Source organism: Candidatus Polarisedimenticolaceae bacterium (assembly GCA_036275915.1).
Classification (GTDB): Bacteria; Acidobacteriota; Polarisedimenticolia; order Polarisedimenticolales; family DASRJG01; genus DASRJG01.
Map to the genome: position 1 here is coordinate 497,282 of DASUCV010000022.1, position 19,651 is coordinate 516,932.

Consider the following 19,651-nt stretch of genomic DNA (forward strand, 5'->3'; position numbering starts at 1 on the left):
CTCTTCCAGAAAATCCCAGACATCGACACATTGGCGGGACACCTGACCGCGAGCGACACGCATGTCGTTATCACCATCCGGGCCATCGGAGAGATGCAGACGGACAATCCGGCAAGTAACATCACGCGCGATCTCGATCCGCGTCAAGTCGACTACGGCGAGCGAAAAGTATTCGTCAACCTCAATGCCGGCGCCCGAGATTTCGAGTTGTGGGAAGCGATGGACACGGCCTCCGATCAATTGGCCGCCGTATTCGCCAATGGAAAGAGCATTGACATTCTGACTGGCGACGGCAAAAGGATGATCGCGCCAGGCGTCGACGCTTCGACGTACGCGACCCACGTTCCGCACCGGATCAAGGACGCGAGCGGGCAACTCGCCAACAATCCGGACCGTCGCGACGGACTTGGAACGACTCACCACGAGGCCGGAACGCTTCGCATGGGCGATGATCCCGCGAAATCGGTTACGAACCCCGACTGCCGTTTTCACAACGTCAGAAACGCATATGTCGCCAGTCCGGCGCTCTTCCCGTCGACCGGCTCGCCCAACCCGATGCTCACCGGCATCGCCATGGCGCGGCGTCTTGGCGACTACCTGCTCCCGCCGCCGCCGGTTCCCTCTTCCCGCATCACCTACCTCTTTGACGGGAGCCAGAACGCGGCCGAGTTCTTTTCGAAGTGGCTCATGGCTGGAGGCGGTTGTTTTCGTATCGTCGGACGATCGATCATCGCGCGGCCGGGTCCCGGGGGCATCGGACTTCTGTATTACGCCGCTCAGCAGTTCGATAACTTCACGCTCGATCTCGACTTCTGTCTCCCGCACCCGCGCGGCAATCAGAACGACAACAGTGGCGTCTTCGTTCGTTTCCGCGATCCGCGGAAGCCGGAGCTTCCGGGAACGCCGGGTCCCGATGTCCCAGGAAATGCGGCGACGGTGGGCGTCGACACTGGGTACGAGATTCAAATTGATGAGGAGGCGCGCGGCGATACACGCAGGTCCGATTCGGATGGCACCTTCCCCGAGAAGGATGGCCACTTCTTCAACCGCACCGGGGCGATTTACAAAGTGAAAGCCGCCGGAACCGCACCGGGGCAGCAGAACTACACCAATGCCCAGCGCCTGCGCCACGGCCTGTGGCACCATTTCACGATCAAGGTGACGGATCGTACTTACGAAGTGACGCTCAACGGACAGCTCGCGACCACTTTCACGGCCGACCCAACAGATCCGAACGAAAAGTTCCGCGGAAGGAAACGTAGCGAGGATCCCGACTCCGGTTTCCTCGGTCTTCAGGTCCATACTGGAAACATCGCGTTTGCAAATTTGCGCGTCACTTGACGCGTAGCGATTTCAAAGGGAACAGCGACGGACTCGCCCTTGGCTAGCCGCCGTGTTGCACCACAGCAACACACCCAAATGTTTCTCATTGCGTTTCGCTTCCACCGCCGTATCATCACAAACAGGGGGTGGCCATGTAATCGGAGGATTGCATGGCCAACTGGAAGTCGGTCATTCCCGGCTTTGGGACGCCGGGGATTCACCGGAGCGCAAAGACACTTGCCTTGCCCACCCGGTGGGACTTCGGGGAGTCGTGTCTGCGCTGTTGGCCTCACGAGTCTGAACGGAAGTCCATCTGTCTTCGCCGATGTCGGTGGGCCAGGCGGGCTGCCAATTGAGCCGAGGGCTCGGGAGGAGCGTCGTGAAACGATTCCTTTTGTTCGGTTCCGCGGTCTGTCTTGTGCTCGCGGGGGGGATCGCCCTCGCGGAAGAGAACACGTCGCCCGTTGATCCGAAGGCCAAGCCCGACCAGCCAGCGCCGACGGCTCCCGCACCTCCGAAGGTCGACGGAGTTCTCCCGCAGCAGAATGCGCCGGCTCCAGGGGCTGGAGTGAACAAGCTCGGCGCGAACGTTCACAAGGATGGCACGCCGGATTGCGGTACCACCGCTTGCCCGCCCACCTTCTGCTTTGACGAGAATGGCGGTCAGTCCACCTGTCACCACCAGGCGGGCGGCACGTGCAGCGGCAACACGGATACTGGGTACCAGAAGTGCATCGACGGGACAGTCACTCACGTGTGTCCGGTGGGCCAGACGGTGCACCTCCAAACGTGTCCGTGCTCCTGCCTCGGTAATTCCTGCGGCACGCACGTCGTGTTCCTGGACTGCGAAGGCGAGTAGTTGAACTCTGCAGGGCCCCAAGCCCCGCCTCCTCAGCAACACCCCAGCTCCGGGACACCCCGGATTCAAGCGAGAGAGTAGATCCCGATCTAACCGAAAGGAGTACCTGGAATGCCCAAGTCTCGCGCTGTCCGGATTGTGAAGTCCGTTTTCGTCGTCGCCATCACCGTGATCAGCTTCCTCTCTATCGGGCTACTGACATCGGGCATCACGCCGACTGCGAAAGCGACCTGCTTGGCCGGCACGTGCGGCCCGGAAGATCCCATTGTGACGTGCGCCAACTGCGTCACATACGCGAACATCTGCGCGGCGAATGAAGCCTGCCAGTACAACTGCCGCGTCGGTGAGGACGGCCCGCCGCCCTGTCCTCAGCACTGATCGTTGATCGGACGCTCCCTTCGAGCGTCTGCACCGCATTCGTACTGCGAATCGAATCACCCGTGCGATGAGTTCCGACTTGCTGTCTTAGTTGCCGATTGCGCCAAGCTAGGCCACTGAAAAGGAGATTGCCATGAAGCGACTGCTGTTCTCGTTTGCGATCATTCTAAGCGCTGTGCTGCCGCTGAACGCTGCCGATCGCGGGACCGTCCCGGATCCTTCAAAGGAATCGGAGCAACCTAAGGCCACGACGGCGACCCAACCGGCGGGTCGGATCAGCTGCGCCGATGTGCCCATGAAGCCCAATGGCTCGGTTGATATGCTCGCCTACGGGGAGAAGGTGGGCTCCATGACTCCCGCCCCACACCCGACGGGAGACACACCGGATTGTCCGGCCGTGGTCCACTGCCCGGCGAGCGCCGGTTGCGATCGCTGCCACGGAATCAACTGCAGCGATGTCGATACGGGGGAGGCGGATTGTCTGCTCACACCCACGGTCCTATTCCACTGTTCCAGCGGCACGATTCACATCCATCCTTGTAACGAGTGTGAGGGTCTCTGTACTGTAGGCCACGCGTGCACCGACGCTTATTCGCAGACCTGGGACTGCGAGTAGTAGCACCTCACCGCCCCCGGCCGACTTTCGTCGGTCGGGGGCTCTTGCCTAGATTCCGCCGCGTGGATCGCATCAACTCGACAAGGACAGCGCGCTGCGGCACGTGGAACTCTCACGGCCCAATGCCCTCCCCCGCCCGCTCCCCACTGTTTCTCGGTCCGTGAGGGGCATGGCCGTGTCGGATTCAGACTGCTCTTCCTGAAAGAGCAAGCTCTCCAGACTTAGCAGCTGAAGATCGGAGGGCGGTGTAGCAGCGGCCCGACGATCTTCATCTGCTAGCGCGCTCCGGGCTAAGGAGCCGGAATGCAGAGACCCGTAGTGTACTCACCACCGCACGAGAGGCACTTGCCGACGTCGTAGTCGCAGTTGCCCCAATCGCCCCCGCAACATTCAAGCAATTGCAAGACTTTGCTCTTTCGGCCCGAGAGATTGAAGCAGGCCGGAAAATCAGAGTTAGCGTATGCCGTGAACGCTGTAACGTTCGATGCCGTTACCTCGATCACAATGGTTTTTGTGACACCGTCAGCTTCATTGATCGTCTGTACCGACGCCATTGTGAATCCGTTGTTTTGAATAATCGTCGAGGCGGACGAGATAACACTGTTCAAGGAAGTCCCGTCGCATGAATTGTGGCGCAGCAGGATCATGAATCCCGACGCTGTTTCCCTCGAATCGTTGAACCGAGGCTCAACGTAAGCGTTCTGAAGCAGTGCAGTCAATGCAGAATCGATCGTCGTCGGCGCGGACTGGTTGTTGTTGTAGGCGTACCCGCTCGGAAGAGCGAATGCGCTCGAGCACACCGCGAAGGTCAAGGTCGCGAGTATCGCAAACGACTTCATTGCATCCTCCTTCTGGTCCAAACGGTTTCCGTCGCAACGCCATTGAGGAACACTACTACGGCAGCCCTGATCGGGTCGCCCCATATTGTGGACGTTCTTGGGACGGTTTCCGAGAGCGCCAAATGGCCCTAGGCATCGACAGCATCCGCAATCGCAGCGGAAGAACGATTGGTCTTGCCAAAGAGTGCGCTGCGAAACCTGCGCCACGACCCCGAGGCACCGCACATGAGTTCCGGGGATTGCCGTGAAAGGCGCGAATGAAGGTGCCGCCTCCTCGGCGCCTACTTCAAAGCGTCTTGGCGAGCTCTCTTGCGCGTAGAACTGCCGTCGCGATCCAAAGAAGGAGAGAATCGATCGAAACAGCGTATGCAACGACCCACGCTTGTCGAGTCCAAAGCAGAGACGCCATGGTCCTCAGGCTGACGGTCAAATCGAATGCTTCGTATGACGGCGCGATCATCCGCACCATTGCTACGAGGCCCGCGGGCACGAACAGAACCGCGGCGGGGTACTGGGACGACGTCAGTGACGCGAACAATGCGTCCAGAAACTCATATCGCAAGAGAAGTGTGATCGCGACGGCCAGGATAGGATGAAAACGAAGGGTAAGGCACAAGCTAAGGGCGGCAGGAATTGAGAAACTGATAAGTTGAAGCGCGAGAGCAACATCGACGCGCGGAAAGTACGTGCGCAAGGTGATCGCCAGGAGCACGTGAAGAATGGCCCAGAGAACAAGAGTGAGAGTGCCCAGTACGCTCATGACACCGAGAAACTTTCCAACGACGATCTGCCATGGCATTACGGGCTTGCAGAGCATCACCTGCCACGTCTTGTCGCGACGTTCCGATTGGATGGTCCACGCGCCGAGAAGCGCGGCCAGAACGAATCCCACGATTGCATAGAATGAAATGACGTCCCAAGCGATTGCTGCAGAAACGGCCTGGCTGGTCCAAGTTCGTATTCCGATCACCGACTCGACGACGCCGGCCACGAGAACCAGAGCGACGAGAACACCGACGACGAACAAGCGGGACCGGCTTGTTCGTCTCAACTGGGTCCGTGCGAGTGCACCGATCGCGCTCATGGCTTCGATAACACCTCAATGAAGTAGTCCTCTAGGCGGATGTTCTCGGATGCCACCGAAATGATATCCGCTCCGATGGTTCGGAGATATGCGAGTCGTGCGTGAGTCTCCGATGAAGACGCCGCTCGCCATTGCGCAACAGTGTCGCTCTCCTTCACTGCCCCCGTAGGGAGAGCGGCACCAGGGGGAACGGCGAAACGGATGATGCGGCAGTCGTGGGACGCTAGTATCGTGGCAAGTTCGCCTTCGGCCACGAGCGCACCGTGGTGCATAACACCGACCCTGTCACAGATGGACTCGATCTCACTGAGAAGGTGTGAGGACATGAGAATTGCCGCGCCGCGTTGAGCAAAGTCTTCCAATAAGACTCTGACGTCTCTCCGTCCCAGGGGATCGAGTTCCTTTGTCGGTTCATCAAGAACAAGAAGAGCAGGCTCGGTGAGGATCGCCTGCGCGAGCGCGGCTCGCTGCCGCATACCTTTCGATAGTCGCGCCAAGCGACGGTCTGCTTGTGCCGACAGTCCAGTTCTTTCGAGCGCCCGGGAGATTATTTCCGCGCGTCCATCAGTAGCAAGGCCATAAAGTTCAGCAAAATACGAAAGCATCTCACTGACAGTGAGGAAGTCATAGGCTGTCCAGTCTTCCGGCATATAGCCGACGTAACGAAATCCCGGCGAGCCCGATTCGACCGCGCGACCGAACATAGCGATGCTTCCTCGCGTGGGTTTCAGGAGCCCGAGGAGACAGTGCAGTGCGGTCGACTTGCCGGCGCCGTTGGGACCGAGCAGGCCATAGATCTCGCCCCGCCGCAAGCGAAGCGTAAGGCCCGCGACTGCAGTCACCTCCCTGCGCCAGCCGTCGCGGAACACTCGACTAACGTCGCGCATTTCCACGACAAGATCCGTATCACCAGACATACTTGTCCTTGTACTTCCACAAGACAATTTGCTTGGCATTGTCGATCGAGAGGTCTTTGTCCTCTCGAAGCCGGCCGTAATACTCCCTTATTTCTCGGCCGCCCCTTGGCTCGACGCAATCGCAGTCAAGCACTCGCGCACCGCAGCCACAGGCGCACGCAAGACGAGAGAGCGCCCATGACGCTTGCACTGAGAGTGGCGAAGTATCGGGCGCAGGCTCGCAGAGGTGACGACTCATTCTGGACGCAGCCAGGATCTGCCCCAACTGAACATTCACTATTTGCCGAAACGACATGTCTCCGACTGGCCCCTCGAACGCTCCTACGTAGAAGCCTCTCACGTTCCCCTCTTCGTCAATGAAACACGTCGTCGGAAAAGCAACAACGCCGAAGGCTTTCGCGACCGATCCTCCGTGATCGATGAGGATCGGATAGTTCACACCCTTTTCCCTAGCGTAGCGAGCGACAGTAGGCGCGGCCTCATCGAAATCGACGCCCACAAGGGCAATCGGATCATCTGGATGCTCCTGAACGAACTTCCGAAAGATCGGTAGCTCTGAATCGCAAGGGCCACACCACGTCGCCGTGAAATTCAGGATTACGGCCTTGCCGCGAAACTCCTCGAGTGTGCGGGTGGCACCCTCCATGTCCTGGAGCGTGAAAGTAGGCGCTGGGCGATTCGTGCCAGTGAGATGCGCTCTGGTATCGTCCGGCAGATTCCGAATCCGATAGGTCGTACCAGTCGCGAGGAGCGTCAACAACCCGAGCATGAGCTTCCAGTTCCAGGAAGTGGAACCACCGGTGTGCGATGTCATGGGTCCGTTCATCCTCCGGTAACAAGTGTGGTCCAAGATCGAGTCCGATGCCCTACCGCCGACGCCATCTGAAACTCTGATACGCCTGTAGATCTCGCGCCTGCGCTCCTGCCAAATTCTACTCGCACCCGTCCCGCCGATCCGGTCGGTCGCGCAAAGGCCATGGCCTCAGAGTTCAATCCGCGATTGGATCAACCGCTTCCACGGCGGTCTGCGGCGATTTTGAGCCCCAGAGCCGCGAATCAGCCTTCGCCATGTCTACCGCAGCCGAGTGTGCTGCCATGGGCGCCGATCCGAATACAACACGATCCAATGCGCCACCCCAAACTTCGGAGGTGAGGCCACCGAGGGTTTTCGGACGACGCGTGGAGCGGGTCTGCTTCGCCTGTGAGGGTTCAGGAGTGTGTCCGCTCTGCCACGGCTCGGGTCGGCAGCGCCGCCGATCGTCGGCGGACGCGAGTTAGCACGTGAGGTGTCGCAGCTTCGCAGCCGTCTCCTGATCACTTGGATGCGTGTACACCGTCGTCGTGAGTGGTGAGGCATGGCGTGCGAATCGCTGCGCCAGGAACAGGTCTCGCGACGCCCGGTAGACGTTCGTGACGGCGGTGTGCCGCAGGGCGTGGAACCCGTAGATGCCGTCAAACCCAGCTTGCCGCTGCCACGCCGCCCAAGCGAACTGGACCCGGCGCTTCGAGATCCGGCGGCCGGACTGGTTGGCGAACAACGGGGTGGTAGGGGGAGACTTCCTCGCCCTGCTGCCGCTTCCAGTTCCAGAACCGCCGCAGCTTGGCGACGAGCCGATCCGGTAAGAACACGTCGGCAGCTCGACCGCCCTTGGCGATCGCCGACCAGATGCGCACCCGCACCCGCGGCGTGCCGTCTGTTGCGAACACATCGCCGACGTCCCGGGGTGGGCGCGTTGTTAGAGCGCACGCTTCGCACCTTTGCGCTCGGTAATCTTAGAAGGCATGTTTGGCTCCAGCCCGGTGTTGGCGGGCGCGACGCCGCTGGGCTAACGCTGTTGAAAACGCAGCCCCGCCAGCTATGAAGCACACCGCTGCACCCCCGAGAGCACCAACGCCACGGTCCCAAAGCATGTAAATTGCGAATCCGCAGAACGTCGTCGCCGTCAGCTTAAGGACAAATGGTGACAGTAGGAACCTCGCCCACGCCTCGATCCGTTGCCTCCACTCGGCGGCCTCGGCCGGCGCCGTCTGACCGGATTGTTCGAGTAGCTCGAAGCGCCGGCCAGACCTCATCGTCGCGCAGGATCTGAGCGAGTTCGTCCATCGGGCTCATGTGGAAAGTCTACGGCGAGCCGCTGACCTCGACAGGATTCAGCGGCGAATGCGGTTGCGATTGCGCAAACCGGTTCTTACAGAACCTCTAAACGTTGTTGCCATTTCACAACGCTGTTATCAAATATTGCTTGCATCCATCGTCGGACGCGCGAATAAGCACGCGCAAGGGCAACTGCGGGTGCGGGTTCGGCGAAGACCCTACGCAGCGCGAGCAGGAGTCTGGCCACGCCGCTTCTTCAGCCAGTGTTCAACGAAGGAAACACGGCATTCGGCCCCGCTGCGCGATTTGGCATTGAGAGGGAGGCCTGACTATCGGCGATCGCGCCTTTCTGCGAATTGCGCCGGACCAATTTCCAGTCCCATCACGTACAGGGCCGTCCGACGCCTCCTTCCACAAGAGTGTTGCGGACCTACAGCGTCTCGTCCGGCGGACCCGGACCACACCGATCCCCTCCAGTCTGGTTTTGACAAGCTAGGTGCTTCCGAGCCCCAAAGAGTTCCTGCTCAGCCCGGCCAACCCTGCTCACTCGAGATGTTGCAACCTCGCTTGCCTGCATTTCTTGAGGACCGGTGAGAGCACTACGTATCGTTGGTGTCGGTTCATCAATCTTCAATCCGTACGCACGACTTCAAGGAATCCGCTGTCGACGAGCAGCTCGACCAAGCGCTTTACCGAGTCTCGCGCTTCCCCGACGACGCTCTCCAAACAGTCTTCCAGCTTGAACTCGCGGGACTGTCCCGAAACCCAGCGACAAAGCGGAAGGAGTCTGATTGGCACCTGAACGGCATCCCGTCGCCCATCCGAGGTGCCTATGGTGATCACCACATCATCACCCTTGTTTCCTTCCACGCGCCACTGTGCGCGAAATGCGCGCCGAAACGCAACTCTATCCGTGAGCCTCTTCGCCAGACTCGGACTGATCTTCTTCCGTGTCTGCGCGAAAGTGATGCTGACGAGCTCCTCGCGCAACAGTTTCCAATACGCTTCAGCCTCCTGACTCCGGTAATGAGCAGTCTTGCGCCATTCTGGAAAACGCATGAGGTGGCGGCGCAGATCTTCCGTGATTACGTCGGCCCACGGGTTTGGCTTCACCAGTAAATTCAACGAGATTGATGGCGCGATCGTCGTTGTGGAATGCCAGTAACCTCGAGGAACGTACAATACGGAACCGGGTACAAGTTGGACGTGTTTCCATTCGGTCGGTGGCATGGGTCGCTCTGGCATGAATCCGCCTTGAAGTTCTTCGTAACCTTCTTTCAGCGCACCGGCAACCACGTTTTCATCGGACACCTTCCATTCCTTGACCCCCTGCAGCTGTATCGTGAAATTATCGTTCTGGTCCCAGTGCGGCGGAACGCCGCCATGATTGGATACGTACACTCCCGGGATAACTGCCCGCCCAACAACCTTCAACTGCTTTCCAAGCCGATTCGCCGAGTCGGCTAACGGTCCGGCGAATCGCATCTGCAAGGTGGCCTCCGCGTGCTCCAACAGCACGAGTGCCTGACCAATCGAAATTGAACTAAGGACATGCCTGCCGAGTATCGCAAGAACTGCGCCGCATTGTGCCGCGATATTGCGGATGTCCGTTCCGCCGATCTCCCGGGTGATTGCTCGAACACGGAGGGCGGACGCGTGTGACTGGAAGACACGCTTCTGCCAATAACGTTGCAGAAAAGTCGTAGGTGATATCGGCCAGACCAGACGACCGAGGTCGACAGCTATTTGCGGCGCGGCACGTCGCGCGGTACCTGACTTCACATGCGCGGGCATTCGCGTGTAGTATATGCATGAAGAAGAGCGTTCGGTTCCTCATTGTGGGCTGGAGTAGGGATGCCCCGCGTGCGTGCCGACAGTTAATAGGCCCCACAAGAAATGGAAGAACGAACACTAGGCAGCCCGAGCGACCTCTTACCGGTACTTCGCTTGTCCCATCTTATCTCGCCGCTCGCAACCGCGGAATTCTGGCGCACATATTGGCTGACTGGGACTCCTTTCCTATCTGAGCCTTGCCAAGATGCCTTGGCGTGCTTTCGTAACATCAAGGCCTTCGCCGACGTCCGCGAGTTGACCTCGGCTCTGAAGAGTGATGTCACCCTTTTCGGTCCGAGGCAATTCCGCGGCACCATCCGGCCGGATCAGGCTTTTGAGTTCATGAATCAAGGGTTTACGCTCTACATGGTTGGCGTCGAAAGAGACGTACCCGAGACCAAGGCGGCGCTTCGTTCTCTCGCTGATGACCTCGGCATTCCGGAATGGGCGATCAGTGTGGAGGCATTCGCAGCTGTGAAGGGCTCGATCTCGAGCTTTCATTACGACCACGACGTGAATTTCCAAATCCTACTCCACGGTATGAAGCGCTGGTGGCTCGCACCCAATCAACACATTCGAAATCCAATCTTCCCCTACCATCCCCGCCGAGCATCAGATGGCGGCGTGACGGGATTCGTCGAAGAAGCTTTTGCTCGAGACCCGTTGGTACCAACCTGTAGGCTCGAGCAAATGTGCGAAATGACCGCGGAAGAAGGGACTAGTTTGTTTCTGCCAAGAGGGCATTGGCATGAGACAGAAGCCATGGATCGTTGCTTTGGCGTCAACATCGTCTTGAAAGGAACGAAGTGGTATGACGGAATCGCGCGTGCCCTAAGCCTACGATTGCAGGCGTTGGAAGAGTTTCGAGCGTACGCGCACGGGGTCATGAACGCAGATCCAGACATCGGTGGGACGCCGCGGGCGGAGTTCGATTCGCTGAAGGTTCGCGCTGCTGAAGTCTTACGCGAACTAACGCCTGCGGAAATCGTCCTGGCTGGCCAGTCGTTCACAATGCGCTGGACAGCAAGGGCGCAAGATCGGTCCATACGAACTGGCGGTGATAGTTGGTATCTTATCATGCCTCTTGTTACTGAAGAGCCAATCGAACTGGACGAGCACACAGGACCGTTTCTTGCTGCGCTGACCCGTCTCAACTCCGCATTCCGTTGGGAGCACGCGCTAAGACTTGCTGGGGGAATGGACGTTGTCGGAGTGCGTAACGCCTTGGAAGAGTTGGTCGGACTCGGTGCACTGGAGTACTTGAGCACCCGATCGGGTTAGCGAGCTGATGCCCCGAGGTTCATCGGGCGCCGGGCGGTTACACTGCCGCCTTCACTGCCGTAGCGGCATCGAGTCTGGAAGCCTTCATTGCCGGCGCGATCCCGCATGCAACTCCGACGACGATTGCAGAGATCGTCGCTATCGCGGCCGTGACGAGAGGGAACACCCTAGGCCACCCACTGAGTTCGCAAACTAGCCAGGTCGCGCACAAGCCGAGTACCGCCCCGGTCAATCCGCCAATCCCGGTGATTACGGCCGACTCGAATACGAACTGACGGAGCACTGTCATCCGCGTGGCGCCGACCGCTCGACGAAGGCCAATCTCGCGCACTCGCTGTCGAACCGCCAACCACATGGTCGCAAATACTCCAACGACACCTATCGGGAGGGTGACGACTGCGATACCCGCTGTAAGACGACGGAGAGCACCTCCGATCCCGCGTTCAGCTCGAATCAACTCCGAACGATTTTGCAGCACGAAATCATCGGGGTGATTTGTGGCTAGCTCGTGAGTGCGGCGAAGCACGGTCGTCACACGTCTTTCGACCTCACTCGTTTCCTCCGGGCTCCGAGACTGCACGTAGATGCTATCGAGCATGATCTGTCCCGAGAGTCTTGCCACCATTGAGCGGAATGGTACAAACACTAGGCGGTCGAAATCGCGTCCCATGAGGCTCTGTTCATGCACACCCGCGATTCCGACAACGATGAATGGAACTCCCGCAATATCGACTGTGGTTCCCACCGGTGGATCAGAAGAATACAACTCCGTGGTCGCTCGCTTTCCGAGAATGGTCACGGGCGCAGAGTCGTTCGAGTCTGTCTCCGTGAGGGCGCGCCCTTCCGACAAAGTGATCCTCTCGGCACGAAAGAATAGCGGCTCAATACCAAGGACGGACATGGAGACTCCGTGCCGACCATGTTTGACTAGTTGGGTGGTTTCTACGAGAGGCGAGACGCCAGCGATGGTTGCGACTTCATTCCGAATGGCCTCAACGTCACGCATTGTCAGTGATTTCGGGGCCGCAACAGAGCCATGTCGGTCTCTCGGCACGTATCTGGCATTTTGTACCACCACCACACTCGCGTCGTTACCGCGGAGTCTTGCCCTGAGATCAAGTTGCGCGGCAGTGCCGGTTCCGATCATTAGCTCCAAGGCAAGGACGCCCACGGCAATTGCGACGCATGCGGGCACAGTGCGAATGGGGTTCGCGAGTAGAAGCCGGATAGATAGCGATGCGATTCGAAACTGCTGCACGGCTAGGGCGCGACCTGAGTGGCTAATTGCTTCGATTCTCGTCGGAAGCGATCACGCCGCTCTCGAGGCGAATGATACGCGGCGCACGTCGTGCGACGGCAGCGTCATGCGTTACGAGGACAATCGTGCGACCCGCAGTGTGAAGCTCGTCGAACGCGTCCATGATTCCCTCGGCTGAATTGGCGTCCAAATTGCCCGTTGGTTCGTCGGCAAGAATCAGCGGAGGATCATTGATCAATGCGCGCGCGATCGCAATACGTTGTTGTTGGCCGCCTGACATTTGTGGCGGCTTGAAATTGATCCTATCAGCGAGGCCGACTTGTCCAAGAAGATTCACTGCGCGACGTCGGGCGTCGTCGGGGTAATGACCTGAGTAAAGTAGAGGAAGGAGAACGTTTTCCACCGCGCTGACATCGTCGAGCAGATTGAACAGCTGAAACACGAAGCCCATTCGCTGATTCCTGATTCGCGAAGCGGCGGCGTCGGAGAGGCTGGTCACGTCTTCGTTCTCAAAGCTATACGCCCCCGCGGTGGGGCGATCAAGCAACCCAATGATGTTCATGAGAGTGGTTTTCCCGGTACCCGATGACCCCATGATCGCAACGTAGTCACCGCTGTTTACGTCCAAACTTACACCTCGAAGTATTCGGTGAGTGCGAGATCCATCGACGAAGTGTTTTTCGACACCGACCAGTCGTATCACCGCTGCTCCACTCCCCCCCGGGGTAATGCAACTACTTCTCCCGCTGACAGCCCCGCTTTGATTTCGACTTGAGTTCCCCTGATCTCGCCGACCGAGACATCTCGCCTCGATATCCCCTGTTCAGACAGGATTGACACGAATGTCCTCCCATCTTCGTCCCGTTGGATCGCACTCGTAGGCAGGCTGAGCACTTGACGGTTCTCACCGACGACAATGGATGCAACAACGCTCATTTCGGGTCGGAGGGACGAGAGATAATCCTCGTCAAGGCCGATCAGTACGACGTAGTGCAAGACGCTTTGCCGAAGTTCCGTTTGAGGTGTAACCGCGATAACGTGTCCCTTGAAGCTTTTACCAGGAAATGCGTCGGTCGCAATAGTTGCGGATTGCCCGACGAGAATCCGGCCGATGTCGACTTCGTCTATGAAGGCCTCCACATTTAGGCGTGAGAGATCCATTATCGTCACAAGACTCGGGACCGCGAAACTCGCGGCAACCGTCTCCCCTTGACGCGTCCCGACGGATGTCACAGTGCCGGCAATCGGCGCCGTTATCGTGGCGTATGACAGTTCGACCTCGGCTCGGCGCAGCTGGCTCTCCGAACGTCGCACAGCCGCCTGTGCAACAACTTCCTGCACCTCCGCCTCTTCTAGCGCCGCTTGCGACGTCAAATGCTCGCCGGACAACTGCCTCAGCCGCCGAGCAGACGCGATTGCGAGGGACAGCTCTGCGCGAGCCTCATCTAATGCTGCCCGCGCTTCCTCCACCGCGACCTCAAGCTCTGTCCGATCAAGTTCAGCGAGCAATTCCCCTTTCCGAACACTGTCGCCTACCTTCACATACAGTCGCGTTAGAATGCCGGAGATTCGCGGGCCCACTCGGATCTCGGCGCCGACCTGGGGGCGCACCTTACCTCCGGCCACGATCTCGGGTCGCATCGCAAGTGTAGATACGCGGACGGATTCCTGCGGCGGGCGTGGATCTTGTCCCACGCATCCCCCCATAACCATCATGGCCATGCAGACGCATTCTCTGCACCAACGAACTTGTCGACGGGCCGAGCCAATCACGCGCAATGGGAGGACTCGGAGAGACTGAAATAGACGCCGCCAGACGCCATCAATTCTTCGTGTGTTCCCTCCTCGACCACCCGCCCACGATCCAGCACCACTATTCGGTTCACTCCTCTGAGAGCGGCCAGCGCGTGAGTGATGAGGATGCGCGTGGAGCCGAGAGCCTCGAAATGTCTGTGCACGAGTTCCGTCGCATCGAGATCCAACTCGCTCGTGGCCTCGTCAAGTATCAAGATTCGTCGATCTCCGAGAAATGAACGTGCAATAGCCAATCTCTGTCGCTGCCCGCCCGAGATGTTACTTGCGGCCTCGGACAGCCGCGAATCGTACCCGAGCGGCATAGCCTCGATAACCTCCGCTATGCCCGCCGCCCTGGCGGCACGTTGAACTTCTAATAGAGAAGCTTCCGGATTGGTAAACGCAATGTTCTCTCGAATCGAGCTAGAAAACACGAAATCGGACTGGAGTACCACTCCAATCTGCCGGCGAACGAGTCGTAGATCAAGGGTCGATAGATCCTTGCCATCATAAAGGATGCGACCCGATCGCGGCTGTTGCAATCCCAGCAGGAGCCTAGCTAGAGTGCTCTTTCCCGCACCAGAACGGCCGACAATCGCGATCGACTCGCCCGGCCTGACTTCAAGATTGATATCTGTCAGAACGTCCGGCCCGTTATCGAAGCGAAAACTTACGTGATCGACTTGGATGTTGCCAGAGAGCGTCCCGGGGTCCACTCGCTCACTTGCCCGCTGTTCCGGCGCCTCCGCGAACACTTCTTCGAGACGACTCAGGTGCGTACCAACGAGCTGGAGACGCTGCGCATTCGCAACCAGCGACGCGACCGGCGACAGAAATGCTGCCGCGAGCGCAGCGAACCCCAACATCTTCCCAAGCGCCAGCGATCCTTCTACGACGAGCACGGAACCGAGAACAAGTAGACTCAGTGGAGTGATCACATTAATCGCGGACGCCAGTGTCGAATAAATCACGCTCTTCCGCTGACGGAGCACAGAGGCGTTCAACTGCGATCGGAAGAGTTCTCGCCAGCGAAGTAACACTCGGTCTTCCGCGCCAAACGCTTTGATCGTCTCGATTCCGCGGAGAATTTCAACGACGTAGCTCTGAGTGGAGGCCTGCGCGGCAATCTCCGCCGCGAAGAGCTGCCTTAGTACGCGACTTCCAAGGAGAACAATTGCTGCCTGTAATGCCGCCAACCCAAGGGTGATCCACGCTAGGCTGACGTTTGCCAACATCATTACGGCGAGGTAAACCAGAAGAAGACTTCCGTCGAGAACCACGGAGATGAGTTGCTGCGACAGCGCCTCCCTCAATACGACGTTGCTCGCCAATCGCACCAGGAGGTCTCCGCTTGAACGTAGCTGGAAAAACCGGAACGGCAGGCGAAGGAGATGATTGACAAACGACTCCATCATTGCGTCGTCCAGCCGAGCCTGAAGCGCCACCAACAAGTGATTCCGAACCACAGAGACGACCACATAGCACGTAAGGAATGCGATGAGTCCCCCCATCAGGCTCGGAAACGAAATGACTTCGGCATTGGGTACGAGATGATCAACTACCAGCGCGGTGAGAATCGGCAATGCAAAGCCGAACACTTGCATCACGGTCGACAAGCAAACGATGGACGCTAGTGATCGCCACGCCTTGATTGCGAGCTTCAGGTACCGGTCGTACCCATGCCGGGCACTCGCTACTCTCTCTGGCGGTTCTATCTGTTCAAACGCCAGTATGACGCCTGTAAACCTCTCATTCATCTCGCGTTTTGTAATCACACGTCGCCCGGCGCCGGGATCGATGATCTCAAAGCGCCCGCGACTACGTGGGGCAACGAATACTACGAAGTGTTCAAACCCCCAATGAAGAATCACCGGGGTCCGAACGCTCGAAAGGTCATCCAACTCGCATCGGTAGCCTTCCCCGCTCAGCCCGAACCGTGACGCGGCCTCGACTAGTTGTTGGGCGGTCGTACCACGATCGGCCACTCCCAGCGTGGACCGTAGCCTGGAGAGTGGAACGTCTTGGCCGAATGACCCGAGAATCATTGCTACACAAGCGGTTCCACACTCCGAGGCGGTGGATTGAAGAATGACCGGTACTTTGAGTCTGCGCCGATACTGTCCGAGTGGAGGAATCGCGCGAGAGGCACGACCCCGCTTGTAGGCGTCAATCGCCTGATTCCTGAAAAGGTTCTGCCTCATCACGGTTTCCAGCTCTATGACGAAACGACATGAACACGACTCATGAAGAGCCGATAGAGAATCTGGTAGAGAACTACTTCGTGCTCACGATGCGCTGAGCGCAGTAGTCGATTGAGGTGCACATGAACCAGACTGGCGGCGATTTCCTCAAGTGACCGTGAGAGGCTGCCATCCGAGCTGAGCTTCTTGAGTTGACGTGCCGGTGCAACCAACTGTCTGCTGCGAGCCAGGAGAATCGCGTCGATCTCCTTGAATTCAGATTTGGACTCTTCCCTAGAAAGCAGCGACCTAAGCCCTTGCGCCTCTTGTCTGACGCGTCTCGCGATAGACTCTCTTACGTCCTTCCCAACATTGAACCCTCTTTGCAAGTTATCGCGCATACGACGTGCGAGTGTCGCCTTTCTGCGGTCGCTAAGCCCGAGATCCGTCAGTAGCAAGTCGACACTCGGTATCGCCACTCGCCAGCGAAGGTCGGCCCTACCATCCCCTAACACGTGTGGTAGCAACGCACAACACGCTTCGCTGTCGGCAAAGAAGATCTGCTCTGCGGCTAACAGACCGGCAGTCCCGCCGTATCTCTCACACTCGCGTTCGTAGGTGTCCAATTGGACCTTCCAAGAACGACCCGAGCTCAACTCTCGGGCGAATATGGCCTCCAGCCGCGGCATAAGAGCGCGCTTTAAGGCGTCAGCTTTGCCACTGAATCGCAGTCGCAGATGCCAGCCGTTTTCCTCAAACCGAATAAAGAACCATCCGTCGATGACACCGCTGAACATCAGCTCAGTCGCGAGCGGCGAGAACGTGTCGCAAAGCAGCTCGTCGGCCGCCCCTGGACCACAGAAGAGCTTGGCGTATACCCAATCACTACCAGGCGGGAACGTTCGCGGAACGCGCGTCTGCTCGACTTGTCGTTGATGAGCGATCAGTAGTGTGTGACTCTGGTCCACTTGCGGGCTTCGAACAAACGGGACAATTACTTCGTGGGCAAACGTACCCTCTGGCCCGGAGACCCACAGGTCGTCCGGGCCGGGGAACATCTCCATCAGTCGTAATCCGTGACGAGCGGTCCGATACTCAACCAAGACCTCGACAGATTCAGGGTCCGTCAAGTCAAGAAGCAGTTCGTTGTCGCCCTCAACGATAGAGGCAAACCGAGGAATCGACCGTGACTCACGCCAACTCGAAAGTGCAGCAGTCCACTGTTCTTGCGGTAGCGTACGAATCACTGCCAGTTCCTCTCGTCGAACCCACCAGCTGGCCCGAGCTAGCACCAGTCGACCATGCGTCACACGCGGCAGATAGGCTGAGCCCGCCAGCAGGCCCCAGTCCCACTTCAGGGTTCCGGCAACGTTTTGTGATTGCATCATGCAAAGGAATCGATAGATCGGAACGTTTCGCGGGTGCCAATAGTTGTGCGCGGCCGTTAGCCTCGGCACGACCTCCCTACCAAGGCGTTCAGAACGCAACTGGATCCGCCTATCCTTGACCGAGACGAAAATGTCTGCGACGGGAATCTGAAAGTCCCGCTCAACGGTGGAACTTCCGAGATACGGTATTTCATAGCGCCGCAACAGCGGTCGTTGGAGAACGTTTCCGAGTTTTCCCTCAGGAAGATGAATCACTTCTGCGTACACGGCTCCGGGATTCGTCCGCTCTTCAGATCGAAGGTATGGCTCGATCCAGTTTGTGAGCTCCGGAGACACATCACAAAACCGAGCCAACAGGCGAGCGCCGGAGGGGCCGGCTACGCTCTTCAGCAACACCCTAAAGTCGCCTCGGTCAATTGCGTCGGCTGAAGCAGAGGCGATCGAAGCTAGTGCCGCGAAGGCATCTGGAAGGGGAAGAGGGTCGGCCTGACTCAAGTTGCGCAAGTCCGCTTCGGTAATCGACAGTTCGGTCGAGCCTGTGGACCAACCATCCTGCAATCTACGCGCAAGCCAAGCATCTCGCGCAGTCCACACTTCTCCGTCGGGTTTGCGTGAGAGATGGATTCCATTCAGGAGTCCAGCGGCGGATGGAAGAGTCCTACTGCCAGAAAACCCAATTCCAACGTCCTCGTCGAGCGCTTCCACGAGACGGACTTCGCGTTCGCCATAACGCTCGACGAACGATCTTCGGAATTCGGTCAACGCATTGTCCCGACGAGGCTGAATGGCTTGCAGGATCGCGACTCCCGTCAGGATCTCACGAATCGGAGCGCTGCCGAGACTGGCGTCGGACGAAGGTTTGGTCATGCTAACTTGGTACGCGAGAGTGCTTTCTGCTACGTCCATGCATGTCCCGAGAGCGGTCGCAATGGCCTGATACCTCTCTCGTGGAGCGCCTAGTCCCCCCGCATCAAGCTCGGCGAGACAAGCATCTGCCGCGTGCAACGCGGCTCGCCACTTGTTGGAGTGGTCCGAAATTGGGAGCTGACCGATGAGATCGCTCAGTCCCCGAGTTCCACTCACTACTGAGCCGAAATCCGGAAAAAGCAATTGGTCTTCAACGAGTGCGTGCAAATAGGCAGTGGCGTCGTCAACCTGGATCTCGTCGTCAAACTCCATGAGCCGGGTTGACAGCTCGGCGAGAGTCAGTCGTTGTCGCGCCTCACTGAGCACAAAGAGCAGGTGATCCGAGGTCTTCACGGCGACTTCATGATAGGCGCGTGGATTGTGCCCATGGGCCGATGCGAATTTCATTAGATTTCCAACGACGTAGGCACTGTTGTTCGGGCTGAAAGTCAGGGTGTCCAGAATTCCCGGTGTTCGCACAATGCTGTCGACGATCTTTGATTCGTGCGCGCTATCTAGCCGAGTCTTTCGAACGTATTGACTGCGGGGACCAAGCGCGATGCGGGTGCGCTCACCTGGTAGTCCCACTGTTATTCCTGCAAATAGACCGAATGGCGTCGCACGAGAGGCCATCCGTGCTGAGTACTTGTACAGCGTTTGGCGGTGGCGGGAGGAAAGGCCCTCCCAATTCTGATGAGCGTCCAGTTGCTCAAAAAAGTCCGGTGCCGCAAGCCACAAGGCTTCGCGGACGATTTCGGAAGTTCGACATGTCTCCAGAAGAGGGAGATCTCGACCCTGCGCGGTGCGCGTCGGGCCGCAAAACACCGCGCGAAATGGCAAGAGTGGGGTCCGAACTACGACAAGTGAGGCGCTGTACGATTCCGCGATCGTCACATTATG

General features: G+C 58.5%; 13 protein-coding genes. 3 read left to right on the forward strand and 10 right to left on the reverse strand.

Annotated elements, in window-relative coordinates:
* The first annotated feature begins 30 nt into the window (after window positions 1-30).
* On the forward strand, window positions 31-1,341 hold the full coding sequence (locus VFV19_18895) for a family 16 glycoside hydrolase (protein HEX4826375.1): 1,311 nt from the start codon (window positions 31-33) through the stop codon (window positions 1,339-1,341).
* A gap of 361 nt (window positions 1,342-1,702) precedes the next feature.
* The gene (locus VFV19_18900; GenBank protein HEX4826376.1) at window positions 1,703-2,182 is read left to right on the forward strand and encodes a hypothetical protein; all 480 of its coding nucleotides are present in this window, start codon (window positions 1,703-1,705) and stop codon (window positions 2,180-2,182) included.
* Between the two features lie 1,284 nt (window positions 2,183-3,466).
* On the opposite strand, the gene VFV19_18905 is transcribed toward VFV19_18900, so the two are convergent.
* The 6 genes from VFV19_18905 to VFV19_18930 form a co-directional block, all read right to left on the reverse strand.
* Entirely contained in the window at window positions 3,467-4,015 is a 549-nt protein-coding gene (locus VFV19_18905) for a hypothetical protein (protein ID HEX4826377.1), read from the reverse strand.
* A 286-nt stretch (window positions 4,016-4,301) separates the two neighbouring features.
* Window positions 4,302-5,099 carry an ABC transporter permease subunit gene (locus VFV19_18910; protein HEX4826378.1) on the reverse strand — a complete coding sequence of 266 codons (798 nt, stop codon included), beginning with the start codon at window positions 5,097-5,099 and terminating at the stop codon, window positions 4,302-4,304.
* Window positions 5,096-5,986, reverse strand: a complete 891-nt coding sequence (locus tag VFV19_18915) for an ABC transporter ATP-binding protein (GenBank protein ID HEX4826379.1) — start codon at window positions 5,984-5,986, stop codon at window positions 5,096-5,098. The genes VFV19_18910 and VFV19_18915 overlap by 4 nt, the downstream gene beginning before the upstream one ends.
* A gap of 19 nt (window positions 5,987-6,005) precedes the next feature.
* Window positions 6,006-6,830 carry a TlpA disulfide reductase family protein gene (locus tag VFV19_18920; GenBank protein ID HEX4826380.1) on the reverse strand — a complete coding sequence of 275 codons (825 nt, stop codon included), beginning with the start codon at window positions 6,828-6,830 and terminating at the stop codon, window positions 6,006-6,008.
* 460 nt (window positions 6,831-7,290) lie between these two features.
* A complete protein-coding gene (locus tag VFV19_18925; GenBank protein HEX4826381.1) occupies window positions 7,291-7,725 on the reverse strand; it encodes a tyrosine-type recombinase/integrase in 435 nt (144 codons plus the stop codon).
* A 1,016-nt stretch (window positions 7,726-8,741) separates the two neighbouring features.
* Window positions 8,742-9,905: a cupin domain-containing protein gene (locus VFV19_18930; protein HEX4826382.1), complete on the reverse strand. Its 1,164-nt coding sequence runs from the start codon at window positions 9,903-9,905 to the stop codon at window positions 8,742-8,744.
* A 249-nt stretch (window positions 9,906-10,154) separates the two neighbouring features.
* Between VFV19_18930 and VFV19_18935 the strand changes: the two genes are divergently transcribed.
* Window positions 10,155-11,225 (forward strand): cupin-like domain-containing protein, encoded by a 1,071-nt coding sequence (locus VFV19_18935; protein HEX4826383.1) that lies wholly within the window; start codon window positions 10,155-10,157, stop codon window positions 11,223-11,225.
* Window positions 11,226-12,505: 1,280 nt separating this feature from the next.
* Here the strand turns inward: VFV19_18935 and VFV19_18940 are convergent.
* The 4 genes from VFV19_18940 to VFV19_18955 form a co-directional block, all read right to left on the reverse strand.
* On the reverse strand, window positions 12,506-13,186 hold the full coding sequence (locus VFV19_18940) for an ABC transporter ATP-binding protein (GenBank protein HEX4826384.1): 681 nt from the start codon (window positions 13,184-13,186) through the stop codon (window positions 12,506-12,508).
* Window positions 13,183-14,124: an efflux RND transporter periplasmic adaptor subunit gene (locus VFV19_18945; GenBank protein HEX4826385.1), complete on the reverse strand. Its 942-nt coding sequence runs from the start codon at window positions 14,122-14,124 to the stop codon at window positions 13,183-13,185. Before VFV19_18945 ends, VFV19_18940 begins: the two co-directional genes overlap by 4 nt.
* A gap of 128 nt (window positions 14,125-14,252) precedes the next feature.
* Window positions 14,253-16,478, reverse strand: coding sequence for a peptidase domain-containing ABC transporter (locus tag VFV19_18950; protein HEX4826386.1), 2,226 nt, complete (start codon window positions 16,476-16,478; stop codon window positions 14,253-14,255).
* Between the two features lie 14 nt (window positions 16,479-16,492).
* Complete coding sequence (locus VFV19_18955) at window positions 16,493-19,645, reverse strand: lantibiotic dehydratase (protein HEX4826387.1); 3,153 nt, start codon at window positions 19,643-19,645, stop codon at window positions 16,493-16,495.
* Window positions 19,646-19,651: the final 6 nt, after the last annotated feature.